Source organism: Buttiauxella gaviniae ATCC 51604, from assembly GCF_001654835.1.
In the GTDB taxonomy this organism is placed as follows: Bacteria; Pseudomonadota; Gammaproteobacteria; order Enterobacterales; family Enterobacteriaceae; genus Buttiauxella; species Buttiauxella gaviniae.
In genome coordinates this window covers 1-17,162 of sequence record NZ_LXEP01000019.1, presented here as the reverse complement: position 1 = coordinate 17,162, position 17,162 = coordinate 1, and the positions used below count along the sequence as shown (strand labels likewise).

General features: G+C 47.7%; 16 protein-coding genes. 10 read left to right on the top strand and 6 right to left on the bottom strand.

What is annotated here, in order from left to right:
* The coding region (locus M977_RS25255) for a helix-turn-helix domain-containing protein (protein WP_157092064.1) at positions 1 to 170 on the top strand (170 nt) is incomplete at its 5' end.
* A 126-nt stretch (positions 171 to 296) separates the two neighbouring features.
* Positions 297 to 644, top strand: coding sequence for an HNH nuclease YajD (gene yajD, locus M977_RS10045; protein WP_034460453.1), 348 nt, complete (start codon positions 297 to 299; stop codon positions 642 to 644).
* A gap of 43 nt (positions 645 to 687) precedes the next feature.
* Here the strand turns inward: yajD and M977_RS10040 are convergent, their stop codons facing one another.
* Positions 688 to 1,152: an NUDIX hydrolase gene (locus M977_RS10040; protein WP_064514558.1), complete on the bottom strand. Its 465-nt coding sequence runs from the start codon at positions 1,150 to 1,152 to the stop codon at positions 688 to 690.
* Positions 1,153 to 1,602: 450 nt separating this feature from the next.
* Between M977_RS10040 and wecA the strand changes: the two genes are divergently transcribed.
* Positions 1,603 to 2,703: a UDP-N-acetylglucosamine--undecaprenyl-phosphate N-acetylglucosaminephosphotransferase gene (gene wecA / locus M977_RS10035; RefSeq protein WP_064514556.1), complete on the top strand. Its 1,101-nt coding sequence runs from the start codon at positions 1,603 to 1,605 to the stop codon at positions 2,701 to 2,703.
* Positions 2,704 to 2,789: 86 nt separating this feature from the next.
* Here wecA and M977_RS10030 read toward each other — a convergent pair whose 3' ends face one another.
* Positions 2,790 to 3,614, bottom strand: coding sequence for an AraC family transcriptional regulator (locus M977_RS10030; RefSeq protein WP_064514555.1), 825 nt, complete (start codon positions 3,612 to 3,614; stop codon positions 2,790 to 2,792).
* 237 nt (positions 3,615 to 3,851) lie between these two features.
* On the opposite strand from M977_RS10030, the gene M977_RS10025 reads away from it, so the two are divergent.
* The 4 genes from M977_RS10025 to ompA all read left to right on the top strand — a co-directional run bounded on the left by M977_RS10025 (position 3,852) and on the right by ompA (position 9,438).
* The gene (locus M977_RS10025; protein WP_064514553.1) at positions 3,852 to 5,249 is read left to right on the top strand and encodes an MFS transporter; all 1,398 of its coding nucleotides are present in this window, start codon (positions 3,852 to 3,854) and stop codon (positions 5,247 to 5,249) included.
* A 9-nt stretch (positions 5,250 to 5,258) separates the two neighbouring features.
* On the top strand, positions 5,259 to 7,226 hold the full coding sequence (locus tag M977_RS10020; protein WP_064514551.1) for a glycoside hydrolase family 127 protein: 1,968 nt from the start codon (positions 5,259 to 5,261) through the stop codon (positions 7,224 to 7,226).
* Positions 7,227 to 7,545: 319 nt separating this feature from the next.
* On the top strand, positions 7,546 to 8,169 hold the full coding sequence (locus M977_RS10015) for a helix-turn-helix domain-containing protein (protein ID WP_064514549.1): 624 nt from the start codon (positions 7,546 to 7,548) through the stop codon (positions 8,167 to 8,169).
* 222 nt (positions 8,170 to 8,391) lie between these two features.
* Entirely contained in the window at positions 8,392 to 9,438 is a 1,047-nt protein-coding gene (gene ompA / locus M977_RS10010) for a porin OmpA (protein ID WP_064514547.1), read from the top strand.
* A gap of 178 nt (positions 9,439 to 9,616) precedes the next feature.
* On the opposite strand, the gene M977_RS10005 is transcribed toward ompA, so the two are convergent.
* Positions 9,617 to 10,486, bottom strand: a complete 870-nt coding sequence (locus tag M977_RS10005) for an ROK family protein (protein WP_064514544.1) — start codon at positions 10,484 to 10,486, stop codon at positions 9,617 to 9,619.
* Positions 10,487 to 10,674: 188 nt separating this feature from the next.
* Between M977_RS10005 and exaC the strand changes: the two genes are divergently transcribed.
* Positions 10,675 to 12,213 (top strand): acetaldehyde dehydrogenase ExaC, encoded by a 1,539-nt coding sequence (gene exaC, locus M977_RS10000; protein WP_034460449.1) that lies wholly within the window; start codon positions 10,675 to 10,677, stop codon positions 12,211 to 12,213.
* Between the two features lie 61 nt (positions 12,214 to 12,274).
* Here exaC and selB read toward each other — a convergent pair whose 3' ends face one another.
* Both selB and selA read right to left on the bottom strand, forming a co-directional pair.
* Positions 12,275 to 14,122 carry a selenocysteine-specific translation elongation factor gene (gene selB, locus M977_RS09995; protein ID WP_064514542.1) on the bottom strand — a complete coding sequence of 616 codons (1,848 nt, stop codon included), beginning with the start codon at positions 14,120 to 14,122 and terminating at the stop codon, positions 12,275 to 12,277.
* Entirely contained in the window at positions 14,119 to 15,507 is a 1,389-nt protein-coding gene (gene selA, locus M977_RS09990) for an L-seryl-tRNA(Sec) selenium transferase (RefSeq protein ID WP_064514540.1), read from the bottom strand. The genes selB and selA overlap by 4 nt, the downstream gene beginning before the upstream one ends.
* Before the next feature lie 224 nt (positions 15,508 to 15,731).
* Here selA and M977_RS09985 point away from each other — a divergent pair, with 224 nt between their 5' ends.
* The gene (locus tag M977_RS09985; protein ID WP_064514538.1) at positions 15,732 to 16,079 is read left to right on the top strand and encodes a hypothetical protein; all 348 of its coding nucleotides are present in this window, start codon (positions 15,732 to 15,734) and stop codon (positions 16,077 to 16,079) included.
* Entirely contained in the window at positions 16,072 to 16,380 is a 309-nt protein-coding gene (locus M977_RS09980) for a hypothetical protein (protein ID WP_064514537.1), read from the top strand. Before M977_RS09985 ends, M977_RS09980 begins: the two co-directional genes overlap by 8 nt.
* A gap of 31 nt (positions 16,381 to 16,411) precedes the next feature.
* Here M977_RS09980 and M977_RS09975 read toward each other — a convergent pair.
* Positions 16,412 to 17,162: DUF4225 domain-containing protein (locus M977_RS09975; protein WP_083962925.1), on the bottom strand; the 751-nt coding region annotated here is incomplete at its 5' end.

The following is a 17,162-nucleotide window of genomic DNA, read 5'->3' as shown; positions in this document are numbered from 1 at the left end:
TATTACGAATCCGCGAAGGCGAAGATGAAGCGCAGAGAATTTTGCGTGTGCTGAAAGAAACCAATGGTGTGGTTGCCGGCGCACGTGGTGCGGCACAGCGATTGGGATTAAAACGCACGACGTTGCTTTCACGTATGAAACGTTTGGGGATTGATAAAGAGAAGATTTAGCCGGAAACTGGCTATATCCGTCCTACTTCAAATTGCGTCTTTGTTGGCCGCGCTCACTTGCCGCCGCGACGCAATTCGAATTATTTTGGGTATAAACCTACTTTTCTAACCTGGTAATGACGAATCATGGCACTGATCCCGAAAAACTATACGCGGCTGGAAAGCGGCTATCGTGAGAAAGCATTAAAAATCTACCCGTGGGTGTGCGGGCGTTGTTCACGTGAGTTTGTTTATTCAAACTTGCGCGAGCTGACGGTTCACCATATCGATCATGACCACACTAATAACCCGGAAGATGGCAGCAACTGGGAACTTCTGTGTCTGTATTGCCACGATCATGAGCACTCAAAATACACCGAAGCTGACCAATACGGCACAACCGTGGTCGCGGGCGAAGATGCACAGAAAGACGTGGGTGAAGCGACCTACAATCCGTTTGCAGATTTAAAGTCGATGCTTAATAAGAAGAAGTAGTTATCAGGTGGGCAAACATTACTGTGGCCCACCTTTTACATTTTTAATTCTCTGATTCTTCATCATCTACTATTTCCGCCAAGATCGTTGTCAGTCCCTCAGGGAATATCACCTCGTCAGTCTCTAGCAACTCTGATTGCGTCCACCATTTCTGCTGGCTTATCACCCGTTTTTCGTTTTCACTCCAACCCGCCTGTGAAAGCTCACTTTCAGAAGCATTGATGACATAAAAGCGCTCATCAGCCTGTACTGTTTCACCACTCGGTAGTTGCATCATGAATGTGCGTCGTGCAACAGATGGCCCGCACTCAAGCCTTACGAGGCCAGTTTCCTCGTGCAATTCGCGAATGGCTGCTTGTTCAAATGATTCACCGGGTTCAAGGCCGCCTCCGGGCGTTGCCCAATAAACTTTTCCTTCCAGCGCATCATCACGATGAGAAAAACGAAATAATAGTACCGCACCGCTATTGTTGAGGATGAGCAAGCGAGAAGAAGGGCGAGTACGAATCTTCATTTTTTGTCCCGGCACTCCAGATCACCGCTAGAGATTTAAAGTTTCCATTATTATTAAGATATATTGATGGGCATGAAGAAAAAAACACAAGAAAAACCTGTATTAATTATTTGATGGTTTTAAAAAAATAATATATGAGTAGCTCGGAAAGCAATTGGTAATAAAGAGGTTTTTTAAGGCATTGTTTTATATAAACAATATAAAGTAACGATAAAAATAGTAACGCTACTAAACGTATTTCAGGCTAATACCTATCAGGAATTATGATTTTGACCTAAAAATTTAGACGTAATATAATGGCGCTACTTTCGTATTTATCCTATGTTAATAAAATGTGCGGCTATTGTGCCAGTCCTACGCATTTAATGAATTTCTCTAATGTTTTGTGGAAATTTCTACATTCTCCATATGGGCAACTTTGCTAAAAAGAAATAAGGTATTGCCATGAGTATCGAAGTTATCATTATGTTCTTAACAGCGATGACTGCCCTCCTTATCGCTCGTCAGCTTGCCTTGAAGTGTGGTTTGGTTGACAAGCCCGGTGGGCGTAAGCAACACAAAGGAGAAATTCCGTTAGTCGGTGGGATATCATTCTACTGTGCCATAGTGGTTTTTTTCCTATTTTGGCCTGAAGTTCTACCGCACACAGAAACACATTTTATTCCCTACTTAATCAGTATCTCGCTACTGCTTTTCGTCGGTATTGCCGATGATCGTTTCGACTTACCGGTGATACCACGCGTGTTTATCCAGGCATTGTCTGCAGTTGTGATTATGGTTGATGGTTTATATCTTCATACACTAGGCCATGTGTTGGGTGGGTACGAACTCGTGCTCGGCCCAGTAGGTTACCTGGTGACGCTTTTCGCCACCTGGGCTGCAATCAACGCTTTTAATATGGTTGATGGTGTAGATGGCCTACTCGGCTCCGTTGCTAGTGCAACATTTGCGGCTTTGATGGTGGTCTTCCTACTGGCTGGTTCACATTTGCGTGCCATGTGGTGTTTCTTGATGATTGTTGCCTTAATCCCTTATTTAATGCTCAACATGGGGTTAATCGGTAATAAACGCTTCAAAGTATTCATGGGTGATGCTGGAAGTATGGTGATTGGTTTTACGATGCTCTGGCTGGTGATACTTGGAAGCCAGGGCGGCGAAGCTGTGATGGCTCCCGTTACGGCTCTGTGGGTAATAGCTCTACCACTGATGGATATGGTGACTATCATGGTGCGTCGCATTCGCCGTGGACATAGCCCTTTCCGTCCTGACCGCGATCATTTACATCATATTTTAATGCGTAGTGGGTTAACGGCTCGCCAGACTGTGCTGGTTATGACTCTACTCACGGCAATTTTTGCTGGTTTCGGGATTGTGCTTTCCCAAATTGGTGTCGCGGAGTGGTTCTCTCTGGTCGTGTTCCTTAGCTTATTTACAGGTTATTTGGTGGTAAATAATAAGCTCCAAAAACGTAATCCAGATTTGAGAGCAAAAATTGGCCAGCAGTATAACGCTACTGCTAGTGCCGATATACCAACAGGTAACTGATAATTCAGCCTACTAAAAGTACAAAACCCACTCATTGTGGGTTTTGTACTTTTAGTCCTGGGAGCGGTCTTTATCAGCATTTACGCTCAATCCGAATTAATATGTATCTTACAGTAACGTCGCTTCCATGCTGCTGGTGTCAATCCCATCGCTTTACGAAACACTTTCCTGAAATACCCCACGTCCTGGAATCCGCAACGTTCGGCAACTTCGCTAAGCGAGCAGGAGTCAGTAATCAGCATTTTCTCTGCACTTAGTACACGCTGGCGGTGAATGGCTTCGGTAATGGTTAACTGGAATGTCTGGCGATAAACACGGCCTAGATAATCCGCATTGCAATGTAACTTATCGGCGAGTGTGGAGGTGGAAATCGGCAGATGAAACTGCGTACGAATGAGCTGCTGTGCTTTGTACGCTAATGCAACTCCGCTGTTATCTGGCTGAGGGTTATCATTCGCGGCTACGGAAAGTTGTTGCATGATCAGCAATAAAATTAATTCCAGAGCACCGCTGCGGTTGATGGCTTCTTGCTCGCTTAAAAACTGGCGAAATAAAGAAATAACATATTGTGGGTTATGGACTTTCCCATGTTGTGGCAGGGAGATGAGCGAAGCGGGTAATTCTGTTTGTGATTCGTGCTGCGGATTAATTTCAAAGTGCAGCCAGTAGAATTTTAAATCCGCCGGGAAGGTTCCGACTCCGACGTGTTTTCTGTGAGGCCAAAGTAGCAGGCTTTCTCCCTCTTTTACGCTGAACTGCGTGTCATCCTCACGGATCGTAAGTGTCCCTTTTTCAACGAAAATCATTTCCCATGAGTCCAGTTTTCGCTGCGGGTGGTTACCCACGCCACGGGAAATAAACAAGCCACCGTTTTGCACGGAAATGGGTAAATTAATTTTTAAATCAAGCAATTACGATTTTCCTCAAGCCACTTCATCAACCTAGTGTAGATAAGAAATACAGGGTGCAGTTATCGGTGCTGGTATTTGGCGATCTCCCTCACAGTTTTATCTTCAGGTCGGAATCGTCACCTTTTTATACTTTGTTATCGCCTTGTTGATACTTAGATTGAATGCAAAATTATTCGGGTCATTTGCAAATACAAAAATAATAACTCCAGACTTCTTACCCGATGCGAGGCGTAAATCATGACCTCTACCCCTATAGATAATATTGCTACTTCGACGTTAAGTGACCGACTCTCCATACGCGAGAAAATAGGTTATGGATTAGGTGATGCAGGCGGCACCGTCATTACCTGCCTAATCATGAACTTCCTGACCTTTTTCTACACCGATGTGTTTGGTTTGACCCCGGCAATTGTCGGCACATTGTTTATCGCACTGCGTGTCTTTGACGCTATTTCCGATCCGTTAATGGGAATTCTTGCTGATCGAACCCAGAGCCGCTTTGGTCGCTTCCGTCCCTGGCAACTGTGGGTTGCTGTACCTATTGGCATTATCGGCGTATTGACCTTCACCGTGCCTGACCTTAGCTCCAACATGAAAATCCTTTGGGCATTCGGAACTTACCTTTTACTTTCAGTTGGCTATACCGCGATTAACGTCCCCTACTGTGCGCTGATCAATACCATGACCACACGCCATGATGAGGTCATTTCCTGCCAGTCCTGGCGCTTTGTACTTTGTGGGGTTGCAGGCTTCCTGGTTTCAGTTGGCCTCCCGTGGTTGGTAGAAATCATCGGCCAGGGCAATGCCGTAAAAGGCTACCAGATGGGCGTCGGTATTTTATGTGCGGTCGCGGTCGTGATGTTCTTGTGCTGCTTCTTCTGGGTTCGCGAACGTGTGCCATTGGCGCTGATGGGCAAATTCACGCTGCGTGAGCACCTGGCGGGTTTGCGCAAAAACGACCAGTTACTGCTGAGCCTGGTGATGTCGTTCCTGCTGATTAACGTCTTTAACCTGCGCGGCGGCGGCTACATGTACTTCATCACTTATGTGCTGCAAGGTAGTGCCGGGTTTGCTTCGCTGTTCTTTACCATGGTGACCTTTGCCTCGATTCTCGGTGCTGTGATTGTTAACCCTCTGGCCAAGCGCTTTGATACTGTAAAGCTTTATTACTACACCAATCTCGTACTGGCAGTGCTCGCGTTTGGAATGTGGCTTCTGCCTACCGGCCCATCTTTCCAGACGCTGTGGTTACTGGTGATTCTGGCTAACGGCATCATTCTTGGTTTCACCTTACCGCTGCACTTTTCCATAATGGCCTTTGCTGATGATTACGGTGAGTGGAAAACCGGCGTGCGTTCCTCGGGCATGAATTTTGCCTTTAACCTGTTCTTTATCAAACTTGCCTGGGCTGCGAGTGCTGGGATCTTAAGCCTGGTCTTTATATTCGTTGCTTATAAGCCAGGACTAGAACACCAGACGCATGCTTCGCTTCAAGGCATTACCGCGCTGGAAACCCTGCTACCAGCAGCATTTCACTTATTATTGGCTCTGGCGATTCGCCGTTGCCGTCTGAATAATCCAATGATGGCGAAAATTTCTACTGACCTACGTCAGCGCCATGTCCAGACAGCCTGAGGAGTTGTTATGAATCAGCCAGATGTATTACAGGAAGTTGACCTGCACAAACTTAAAGTAACCGATGCGTTTTTGGGACAGTACCAACGCCTGGTGCGCGATGTGGTGATTCCTTATCAGTGGGATGCCCTAAACGACCGTATTACTGAGGCAGACCCAAGCCATGCTATCGAAAACTTTGAAATAGCGGCAGGTCGCAAAGATGGCGAGTTCTACGGCATGGTTTTTCAGGATAGCGATGTAGCGAAATGGCTGGAGGCAGTGGCATGGTCACTGTGCCAGAAGCCAGATGAGGATCTTGAGAAAACCGCAGATGAAGTTATCGAACTGGTGGAAGCAGCACAGTGTGAAGATGGTTACCTAAACACCTATTTCACCGTAAAAGCGCCAGAGGAACGCTGGACTAATCTTGCCGAGTGCCATGAGCTTTATTGCGCAGGGCATATGATTGAAGCGGGTGTCGCCTTCTTCCAGGCAACAGGAAAGCGCCGTCTATTGGGTGTGGTTTGTCGTCTGGCTGATCATATCGACCAAGTGTTTGGCCCAGGTGAAAATCAGCTTCATGGTTACCCGGGGCATCCTGAGATCGAGTTGGCGTTGATGCGTTTGTATGAAGTAACTGACAACCATCGCTACTTAGATCTCGTAAATTACTTTGTTGAGGAACGCGGAGCACAGCCGCATTTCTACGATATTGAATATGAAAAACGTGGACGTACCTCGCACTGGAACATTCATGGCCCAGCGTGGATGGTAAAAGACAAAGCCTACAGCCAGGCGCATGAACCGCTGGTGCTCCAGCAAACAGCTATCGGCCATGCGGTGCGTTTTGTCTACCTGATGGCTGGTGTTGCACATCTTGCGCGTTTGCATAAAGACGAAGAAAAACGCCAGACCTGCTTGCGTTTGTGGGACAACATGGTCCAACGCCAGCTGTACATCACAGGCGGTATTGGTTCTCAAAGCAGCGGAGAGGCATTCAGCTCGGATTACGATCTGCCAAACGACACGGTTTACGCGGAAAGTTGTGCCTCTATCGGTTTAATGATGTATGCCCGTCGTATGTTGCAAATGGAAGCCGACAGTCGTTTTGCCGATGTTATGGAGCGTGCGTTATACAACACGGTGCTGGGAGGCATGGCGCTGGATGGTAAACACTTTTTCTATGTGAACCCGCTTGAAGTTCATCCAAAATCGCTGGCCTTCAACCATATTTATGATCATGTAAAACCTGTTCGTCAGCGCTGGTTTGGTTGTGCCTGCTGCCCACCAAATATTGCACGTGTTCTGACATCGCTCGGCCATTATATTTACACGCCTCAACCGGATGCTCTGTATGTGCATCTGTATGTTGGTAACGAAATGGCCGTATCGGTGGGCGAGAAAGAGCTGCGTCTAAAAGTCAGTGGTAACTACCCCTGGAATGAGCAGCTCGATATCACCGTGATATCACCGCAGGCGGTGCAACATATCGTGGCACTGCGTCTGCCGGACTGGTGTGAAAACCCGCAAGTGCTGCTCAATGGCGAACCCTGCGTCGGTGACGTGCGCAAAGGGTATCTACATCTTAACCGCGAATGGCAGGAGGGTGATCGTATTAGCCTGACGCTGCCGATGCCAGTGCGTCGTGTATACGGCAACCCTTTACTGCGCCATGTCGCCGGGAAAGTTGCGTTGCAGCGCGGGCCGTTGGTGTACTGCCTGGAAGAAGCGGATAACGGTGCAGAATTGCATAACCTATGGTTACCAAAAGAGAGCACATTTAGCCTGATTGAAGGGAAAGGTATTTTTGCGCACAAGGTGCTGATTCAGGCTGATGGACTGCGTATGGCAAGCGAGCAAGCTGACCAACAGGCACTGTATCACTATGACAAATCACCGGTGAAAGCCGAGCCGAAAAAGCTCACTTTTATTCCATGGTTTAGTTGGGCGAACCGTGGGGAAGGTGAAATGCGAATTTGGGTTAACGGCGAGTAAGCCGAAATATTGGGATCTCTTGATGCAGAGATCCCAAGTATTTATCCTCTCAAAATAATAACCCAGCACACTACTGAGTTATTTCATTTAAAATTAAATTGTTTCTGGATATTCCCCTTCAGTATTTCTGAAATCCCCTTAATAACCCTCCTTGAAAAACCATGATTTTTTTATTTTTAAACTAGATATATAATTAACCTGACTTGAAGAGGATTTGGTGGCTATTAGAACGCTAAATTATTGGTTTTACTGGAACACAGAAAGCTGAATTTTAGAAAAAGAGAAGGCACACTAAGCATTAATTTACTGAGGATAACCGATGACAATACCCACTCGCCCGGACGATTCTATGCAATGTCTGTTCTCAGCACTTGAACCAGTAGGTTCGGAGATAAAAGTTATCCCTCGCAAAAGAATGAGCTGGGAATACAAAGGTAAACCACAACTATATCTCTTTATGGAAGGTGAGATTTCGCTAGTACGTGTTACTGATGGCCTGGTTGTTGCTAGTGCTTATGATCCTCATATTTTTGGCTTGGGCGAGGCTATCCAGCCCAAGCGCTACCATATTCTACGTGTCGAGAAAAAGTCGCGAATTTTGGCCGTTGACGTTGAAAATGCATTAAAAATATTCGATGAACAGAACCTGTGGCGTGATGTATCCACTACCTTAGCTTATTTCAACGCTTACCTCGTTTATCGCGATGAAATGGTGTTGCAACAGCGTACTTACTCCGTCATTCGCAGCCACCTGCAGGAGATGATTGGACTGCCGCTCGAAGCTCGGCTCAACACTTCTATCCTTGATTATATTCGCCTGAGAACGCATTTATCGCGTAGCAGCATTTTGAATGTTATTTTCGTGCTGAAAACTGAAAAACATATAGAGATAAAGAGAGGCGGTTTTTTAGTCGCCATAAATAATTTGCCAGAAAAGATTTGATAATATCCTGGGTAATAGCACGAATAGCAAAGCTATAAAATTTTAGCATTTTATGTTAACTTTACGCATCGGTTGTATGATGCGCCTAAATATTTTTTTATTTAAAAATAAACTGTTTAATATTTCTAATTAAGGAACTATTTCCTTATTATCCCGTTCGACAAACTTATGGCGATTTAATTCTGAGTCGTTTGCTCAGATATGGGATATGTTAGGGAATATATGAAAAAGACTCTTGTGGCTTTAATCGTGCTGAACGCTTGCGCTGTTTCTAACGTATTTGCTGCGGCAGACGCGAACACCTGGTACGGCGGCGCTAAAATGGGCTGGTCGCATTATTTTGATGCCAGCGGCAACAAAGATTTCAACGATAACGTGAGCAACGCAACTGACTTTGATTTCGATAAAGACAACGTCAGCGGCGGCGTATTTGCAGGTTATCAAGTTCTTCCATGGTTAGCGGTTGAAGGTGGATACGACTACCTGGGCAACATGGGTATCAACGGTAATAACGGTGTTGCTGGCGGAAAAATGGAAAGCCAGGGCCTGCAACTTTCTCTGAAAGCGAGCTACGGCTTGACTGACAACTGGGATATTTATGGCCGTGCTGGTGCGATGGGTTACCGCGCAGAAGTTAACAACGCAGGTCATAGCAATTTTGAAACTGGCGTGCGCCCGTTGGCCGCAGTCGGTACTGAATATGCGTTTACCAAAAACTGGGCTGGCCGTCTGGAATACCAGTGGGTAAGCAATGTAGGTAACTCTAACCAGATTGGTATCAGCAGTGATGTAAGTTCGTTATCCGCAGGTGTTGTTTATCGCTTCGGCCAGCATGATGACGCCGTAATCGCACCGGTTGCGGAACCTGCGCCAGCGGCTCCAGAAGTGAAGAAATTTAACCTGAAATCAGACGTGCTGTTCGGCTTTAACTCTGCAGAGCTGACTTCAGAAGGCCACGCAGCAATTCAGCAGCTGTATAACAGCCCGGATATGCAAGCGGCGAAAAACAGCTCAACAACAGTTGTTGGCTACAGCGATCGCTTGGGTTCAGAGCAATACAATCAGCAGCTTTCTGCTCAGCGTGCACAAGCGGTTGTTGATGCACTAATAGCGCAAGGTTTGCCTGCTCAGAATGTACGTGCCGAAGGCCGTGGTGAAAGTGATTCCGTGACCGGCAATACCTGTGCAGACGGTATGCCTAAGTCACAACTGATTGATTGCCTGGCTCCAGACCGCCGTGTTGTGGTTGAGATTGCAGGCGAACAGTAAGTATTCACCCCTGAGAACGTGAATTCATCCCGAAAGTGCAGAAAGAAGTTACCTTGATTATTTCGTGCCACGCCCTGGAAGCATGTAAGCGCATTTTTCCTGTGTGGCACGAAATATGAAAGGTATATAAGAAATATTTCATTAATCGTCCGTTGCCCGACAAATTCGTCGGGCTTTTTTATTTCTGTTTTGCCAGCCAAACTGCGCCGAGCATGCCAGCTTTATTCCCCAGTTTGCAGGGGCGAATCGGCACTTGTAGCACATCCCAGAACTTAAACCCTTCAAGATGACGTTCCAGCATTGGGTACAGCATCGGCTGAGTACTGACGCCGCCGCCCAGCAAAATCGCTTGAGGATCAAATAGCGAGACAACGCTATAAATCCCACGCGCCAGGTATTTCACCCAGTTGTCGATAACCCCCTGAATATGCAGATCTGTTTCAGCGCGGGCAAAAATATCCTGGCCGCGAATTTTCTCATCTGCCGGGATATTCATCTCGCGTCGACATGCATCCATCAGCCCTTTGGCTGATGCCAACTGATGCATGTCCTCACCATATTTTCCTACCGGCAATACGCCAAATTCACCGGCCCGGAAGTGCGAACCGCGCATCAGTTCTCGGTTTACGATAATGCCACCGCCAATGCCGGTACCAATCGTCACGCAGACCAGAGAATCATATTCATTGCCCGCACCCAACCACATCTCGCCGAGGGCTGCACAGTTAGCATCATTTTCAACGGTAATTGGCAGGTCTGTCAGTTCGCCAAAAATCTCCAGCAAATTGCAGCCATCAAGAAACTCAAGCGCCCCCGCTTTGGGGACATTACCGGTATGAGGGTTGATATAGCCGGGGAAACTGATGGCTATCCCGGCAATTTCATTATGCTGTCGATAGCCCGCCACCACACTTTGCCAGGCATCCAGAAACTGCTGGCGGTCATAGTGAGTGTCATACTCTTCAGCGATCAGCACCTCCCCCTCTTCAGTGAACAAACCATGCTTAACGTGGGTGCCGCCCACATCGAAACTAATAAATAGGCGCATGAGCAATCCTTGTAGCGAAACGGGAAAAGGTAAACTTTAAGTATGTCTCAAAACCAATAACCTGCAGGCTGATTACTCTTAATCAGCGAAAAACCAATCCGTGACCTGTGTCGTAAAGCGCTCAAACATTGGCGAAGAATTCACCGCTGGCGACTACGCTTGAGAGTGCAAACGACAAGGAGATTCACATGACAAATAATCCTCCCGATACCCGAATTATCCCGGGCGAGTATGGTTTCCCGCTCAAGCTTAAACCTCGTTACGACAACTTCATTGGCGGCCAGTGGGTAGCTCCTGTCGAGGGAAAATACTACGAAAACCTCACCCCAGTTACTGGGCAACCACTGTGTGAGATAGCCAGCTCCAGTAAAGGCGATATTGATTTAGCGTTAGATGCCGCGCATGAGGCAAAAGCAGGCTGGGGCGGTATGTCAGTTCAGGAACGTGCCAATATTCTGCTAAAAATAGCCGATCGCATGGAGCAGAATATTGAGCTGCTGGCGGCGGCTGAGACCTGGGATAACGGCAAACCAATCCGTGAAACCAGCGGTGCCGACGTGCCTCTGGCTATCGACCATTTCCGCTATTTTGCTTCCTGTATTCGTGCTCAAGAAGGCGGCATCAGCGAAGTTGATGGCGATACTGTGGCGTATCACTTCCATGAACCTCTCGGTGTGGTAGCGCAAATTATTCCGTGGAACTTCCCACTGCTGATGGCGAGCTGGAAAATGGCTCCGGCCCTGGCTGCGGGCAACTGCATTGTCCTGAAACCAGCACGTTTAACGCCGCTGTCGGTTCTGCTGCTGATGGAATTGGTGGGAGATTTGCTACCGCCGGGTGTCATCAACGTAGTGAACGGTGCTGGCGGTGAAATCGGTGAATATCTGGCAACCTCCAAACGTATAGCCAAAGTAGCGTTTACCGGCTCCACTGAAGTGGGTCAGCAGATAATGCAGTATGCAACTCAAAACATTATCCCGGTGACGCTGGAGTTGGGCGGTAAATCCCCAAATATCTTCTTTGCTGATGTGATGGACGAAGAGGACGCATTTTTCGACAAGGCACTGGAAGGTTTTGCTCTGTTTGCCTTCAACCAGGGTGAAGTTTGTACCTGTCCAAGCCGTGCACTGGTGCAAGAATCTATCTATGAACGCTTTATGGAGCGTGCGATTCGCCGTGTGGAATCCATCCGCAGTGGTAACCCTCTGGACTCACGTACCCAAATGGGGGCGCAGGTGTCACAAGGGCAGATGGAAACCATCCTGAACTACATCGATATCGGCAAAAAAGAAGGGGCTGATGTCCTGACTGGTGGGCGCCGCAAAGCACTAGAGGGTGACCTGAAAGCGGGTTATTACCTCGAGCCAACCATTCTGTTCGGCAAAAATAATATGCGCGTTTTCCAGGAAGAGATCTTCGGACCGGTGCTCGCCGTGACGACCTTCAAAACCGTGGAAGAAGCACTGGAGCTTGCGAACGATACCGAGTATGGCCTCGGCGCTGGTGTCTGGAGTCGTAACGGTAATCTGGCGTACAAAATGGGTCGTGGCATTCAGGCGGGGCGCGTGTGGACTAACTGTTATCACGCTTATCCAGCCCATGCGGCGTTTGGGGGCTACAAACAATCCGGTATTGGGCGTGAAACTCATAAAATGATGCTGGATCATTATCAGCAGACCAAGTGCCTGTTGGTGAGTTACTCGGATAAGCCGTTAGGGTTGTTCTGATATGATCTGAAACAGACACGTCTCACTCTGGCATTGAGCCAGGTGAGATGTGTTGGTCACGCTATTTCTCGGCCAGGAATAGTGCTTTATCACGCAGTAGGTGGTCATTGCCACGGCGGCGGGTAAAACCAATTCGATCAAAGTATTCGAGAATTTGCACCGCCAGTTTGCGACCTACGCCGAGACTGTCTCGGAAATCCGCAGCGCTGGTAGCTCCTTGCGTTTGATCCAGTTCGCGGATCAAATTAGCAAAGGTTTGAATCCGATCGTTACGGTAATAACGATCTTTTAAGATCGCAGTCACTAGCCCAAGTTGCGCGGCAAAACGCAGTAGCTGACGTACTACTTGTTCATCTTGTTGTGTTTCCCGAGCCAGATCGCGTACCCACCATGGCTCATCACCAAATAGTGCGTCAATTTTCTCCCAAACTGCCAACTGCTCTGCGGAAAAGCCCGGTTTGTGATCGGGCAGATGCAGCCAGCCTTGTCGGCTTGCGAGTACCCCTTCCTGGCGCATTTTTTCAATCAATGCCAAAACCAGTGGCTCATCTTCACTTGGTAAAGCCATGCGACGCAGACGCTCACGACCAGGGCCGGGCTGGTCGTCATGCTGTTGGTGATAACGCTCCAGGGTATCGAGCAGTTTTTGCTTCCAGCGTGCGGCCATTTCCTCGCTAAGCAGGCTATTGCCCGCGCGAAGAAAATCGGTTCTGTTTAGCAACTCTTGTAAGCCCTGAGAGGTCAGTTGCCGCGCCCAGCCGAAATCAGTCAGGGTTACGGCGCTTCGTTGTAGATGGATATCGAGCACCTGCTGGTCATTTTCTGCCTGTTTAAGCTGTTGTAACCATGCGAGGAATGCAGGCTGGCGTTTACCGCGGCGTGGAGCGTGCAGAAGAATGGCTCGCGCTCCTGCAAGTGTGACGCGAGCGGATATATCACGCAGAACCAGGCGGTCATTGTCTGCAAGCCATAACGGCGTATCCAGAACCAGTTCGGCGAGGTCATCTTCTAGCAGAGAAATGCGCCCGGTGACATGACTTGCTGCATGGTGGATATGCAGCGGCTGCCATTGTTGCAGCTGTGCATGGCTTTGCAGTTGAACGATCACGCGCTCAACGGACTGAAGGGGTTGTTCCGCTAGCAGCCAGTCGCCACGTTTGATATCCAGTTTTTCCGCATCGCCGCTAATGTTGATCGCTATGCGTTGCCCGGCAAAAGCGGTGTCGGTTTTATTATTTTGGGCATGTAAACCACGTACACGCATCGGTTTATCAGCACCGGTTAACCACAGCGTGTCACCAATTTTTACTTCGCCACTCAATGCGGTTCCGGTCACTACCAAACCCGCCCCTTTGACGGTAAAAGCACGGTCAATTGCGAGACGGAAACGGTGCTGGCGCGGGTGTGCACGTTCCGGCAGCGCAAGTAAGTGTTCACGTAGCTCGTCAATTCCTGTGCCGCTGGTGGCTGCTGTGACAAACAAAGCCGCCTCTGGCCAGCCAAATTCACTGAGTGTTTCCAGCACCGCTTCGCGTACTTCATCTATTCGCGCATCACTCACCCGATCGGCTTTGGTCAAGGCCACGGTAAGCGACGGTTTGCCGGTTAATTGCAAGATAGCGAGATGTTCGCGAGTTTGCGCCATCACGCCATCATCGCAGGCGACAACTAACAGCGCGTGGTCGATACCCCCCACGCCTGCCAGCATATTGGCGAGGAATTTTTCATGCCCTGGCACATCAATAAAACCGGGAATGCGGCCATCGGATTGTGGCCAGTATGCATAGCCCAGGTCGATAGTCATGCCGCGCTTTTTCTCTTCGGGCAGACGGTCAGCATTCACGCCAGTTAAGGCTTGCAGCAGGGTAGTTTTGCCGTGGTCAACATGCCCGGCGGTAGCAATAATCATGGGTTCAGGTTCTCCATGAAACCAGCTTCATCTTCAAGGCCACGTAAATCCAGCCATAAGCGCCCATCGCTGATGCGGCCAATAATCGGTTTTGGTCGTTCGCGCAGGGCTTGTGTGAACGCGGCAAGCGTTGCGCCACGCCCATCTTTTGGTGTGAACGTTAGAGCGGCACTGGGCAGCCTATCCACCGGCAATGAGCCGCTGCCAATTTGCGATAAACACGGTTCGACGCAAACGGTAAATTGCTCGCCATATTTGCCTTCAAGGGATGGCAACAGGCGTTGTGCAAGCTCTGTGATTTCACTCGCGCTACGGGTTAGCAGGCGCAGCGTCGGCAATCGTTCGACCAGCGTTTCCGGGTGTTGATATAGGCGTAACGTCGCTTCGAGTGCAGCCAGCGTCATTTTATCGGCGCGTAATGCACGTTTTAGCGGGTGGCTTTGAATGCGGGCGATAAGATCTTTTTTGCCGACGATAATGCCCGCCTGCGGGCCGCCGAGCAGTTTATCACCAGAGAAACTCACCAGGCTTACGCCAGCCGCAATCAACTGTTGCGGCATAGGCTCTTCTGGCAATCCCCACTGAGTTAAGTCGACCAGCGAACCGCTGCCTAAATCAGTAACAACAGGGATATTCAGCTCAGTTCCGAGTGCCACAAGTTCTGCTTCATCGACCGCTTTAGTAAAGCCCGCAACCTGGTAATTGCTGGTGTGGACTTTCATCAATAGCGCCGTATTTTCATTCGCCGCCTGGCGGTAATCTTTCAAATGCGTGCGGTTTGTTGTGCCAACTTCCACAAGTTGGCAACCCGCCTGGCGCATCACATCAGGAATACGGAATGCGCCACCAATTTCGACTAACTCGCCACGTGAAACCACAACCTCTTCACCACTGGCACATGCGGCCAACATCAGCAATACGGCTGCCGCGTTGTTATTAACGATACAGGCGTCTTCCGCACCGGTAAGTTCACAAAGTAGGCCTGCCAGGGCTTTATCGCGATGCCCGCGCTCCGCGCCGTATAAGTCATATTCCAGGGTTATCGGCGAACGCATCGCCTGAGTTACCGCTTCAATCGCTGCTTCAGCCTGTAATGCTCGACCCAGGTTGGTATGCAATACGGTGCCGGTCAGGTTAAACACGGGCTGGAGTGCACTGCGCTGGTGAGATTCGAGTTGCGCCTGCGCCCGAGTCGCCCAGTCAGCATTCCAGGCCGGGAGTTGTTGCTGAGCACGGATATGTTCGCGAGCGATTTCCAGCATATCTCGCAAGGTGTTGACCACCTGAGTGTGGCCGAAATCGCGCAGCAAAGCGCTGAAAGAGGCGTCACGTAACAGTTTGTCGATGGCGGGAAGCTGGCTGTACAAGTTGCGATCGGGTGTCATGGCAGGCCGCAGAGTGGTGAAAAATATAGCCTTAGTTTACAGGGGGAGTTGGCCCCCTGTCATGAGGGTTTCTGGTCGTTATGTGAGGACGGCATCTCAGGTAAGCCGATAGATTTGGCGTGAATTAATTTCATTCGCCACAAACGATTCAATTATTCGTATTTCAATTGAATTAGAAAGGAGCGTAGAATTAATTTCCTGAGATTTAAGTATTGGAATTTAACATGGATGAAGAGCAATTAATAAAGCTAATGAATGAAAATGGCTTTAATGAAAAGGAAGTGGGGAAGTTGTTGCTAACTGCTGAAAAGTATCCGGCTACGCTTGAATGGGTTGTGCGGGAGTTTGCGCGATATTTTACAGCTTTTGTAGGTACGTTAATAATATCCAGCGCTGTCTTTTGCATACCTTTTTTCTCTGGTGATGTGATAGTGAAACTGAGTCTGTTTATAATTTATCTATTTTTGGTATTGGTTTCTTGTAAGGCCCATGGTTTTAATTATTTGTTAAAGTGTCATAGAGTTATGAAGGTTATTAAGCAAAAATATAAAGAGGCCGAACGTGATGAATGAATATATTGTGGCTCTAGGTTATTTTCTTTTTGCACTCTCTGGTGTAATTATCGCTTGGAGTTTAAAAGCATTTTTAAGCGTTAAGAGACTTAATGGAGCAACATTTTTTATCTATTTATTAGTTACCTCCCTGTTTGGTATAACGCATTTGAGCATTGTTGAAACAGGTATTAACGTTATGTTTACTTTTGCGAACCAATGGATCGAAGGAAATACAATGGTTAGAATTACTGCCACTGTATTCTTGTTTATACAAATTTTTATTTGGCCTTCATCAGATAAATCAAAAAGACGCAAATAACCCAGTTAGTGATTATGTACTTCTCTTTTATTTACATTGATTTTACAGTCTGGGATACAGAGTAAATTGTATTGCCATCCACAAAAACTTCCAAACCTAAGGCTGGTCGAGTCATTGTTTGATAACCTTGCAGGAAATCAGTGTTAATAAAGTGAAAAAGTCTCCATGCATCTGGTTTGAGAACATGCTTGGCTAATCCATATCCGGAAAGAGCAATATCAACTCCAGCATAAACAAGATCACCATGTTTTTTTGTATATCCTAGAGCTACAGCCCCTTCTTCATACCACTTGCTTGCAAAACCTTTATAATTATTATCGTGATAGCGGATAGAGTTTAAATTTTCATCCAGGGCGTTTAAGCCATGTATAACAAGAGCTAATCCCCCAGCTATTGTCGGCAGTCCCACAGCGCAACCCACTAATGTTACACATGATGCTAATCCAGCGCTGGCCATCCCTAAACCTGCTAAAATTTGGCCTGCTCCGCCAAGAATAAACACTCCTTTAACAATATACGACCACACATCATTTTCTTTTTTAATCTCGATTGTCATATTCTGAGTGACTTTCCTTTGTCTGATCAATGATTCCTGCTGTATCAGGTATGATCTTTCTTCTTTTAAGTGCATCATTGCTTCTTTCTTGCTCAATTCTGAAGCACTGCTTTTTAATACCTCTAATTTGTTTTCTATAAATAAAGTGATGTTATTTATGAAATCAATGCGCCCTCTGGATGTATTAATAAATTGTGAGGCTGTTAACGCACTTTCTTTCAGCATG

Excerpts from the sequence above, each read along its gene's own strand:
- M977_RS09985 (WP_064514538.1), top strand. The coding sequence starts at position 15,732 with ATGGATGAAGAGCAATTAATAAAGCTAATGAATGAAAATGGCTTTAAT.
- selB (WP_064514542.1), bottom strand. The coding sequence starts at position 14,122 with ATGATTATTGCTACCGCCGGGCATGTTGACCACGGCAAAACTACCCTG.
- yajD (WP_034460453.1), top strand. The coding sequence starts at position 297 with ATGGCACTGATCCCGAAAAACTATACGCGGCTGGAAAGCGGCTATCGT.
- ompA (WP_064514547.1), top strand. The coding sequence starts at position 8,392 with ATGAAAAAGACTCTTGTGGCTTTAATCGTGCTGAACGCTTGCGCTGTT.
- M977_RS10025 (WP_064514553.1), top strand. The coding sequence starts at position 3,852 with ATGACCTCTACCCCTATAGATAATATTGCTACTTCGACGTTAAGTGAC.
- M977_RS10020 (WP_064514551.1), top strand. The coding sequence starts at position 5,259 with ATGAATCAGCCAGATGTATTACAGGAAGTTGACCTGCACAAACTTAAA.
- exaC (WP_034460449.1), top strand. The coding sequence starts at position 10,675 with ATGACAAATAATCCTCCCGATACCCGAATTATCCCGGGCGAGTATGGT.
- M977_RS10005 (WP_064514544.1), bottom strand. The coding sequence starts at position 10,486 with ATGCGCCTATTTATTAGTTTCGATGTGGGCGGCACCCACGTTAAGCAT.
- selA (WP_064514540.1), bottom strand. The coding sequence starts at position 15,507 with ATGACACCCGATCGCAACTTGTACAGCCAGCTTCCCGCCATCGACAAA.
- wecA (WP_064514556.1), top strand. The coding sequence starts at position 1,603 with ATGAGTATCGAAGTTATCATTATGTTCTTAACAGCGATGACTGCCCTC.
- M977_RS10015 (WP_064514549.1), top strand. The coding sequence starts at position 7,546 with ATGACAATACCCACTCGCCCGGACGATTCTATGCAATGTCTGTTCTCA.
- M977_RS09980 (WP_064514537.1), top strand. The coding sequence starts at position 16,072 with ATGAATGAATATATTGTGGCTCTAGGTTATTTTCTTTTTGCACTCTCT.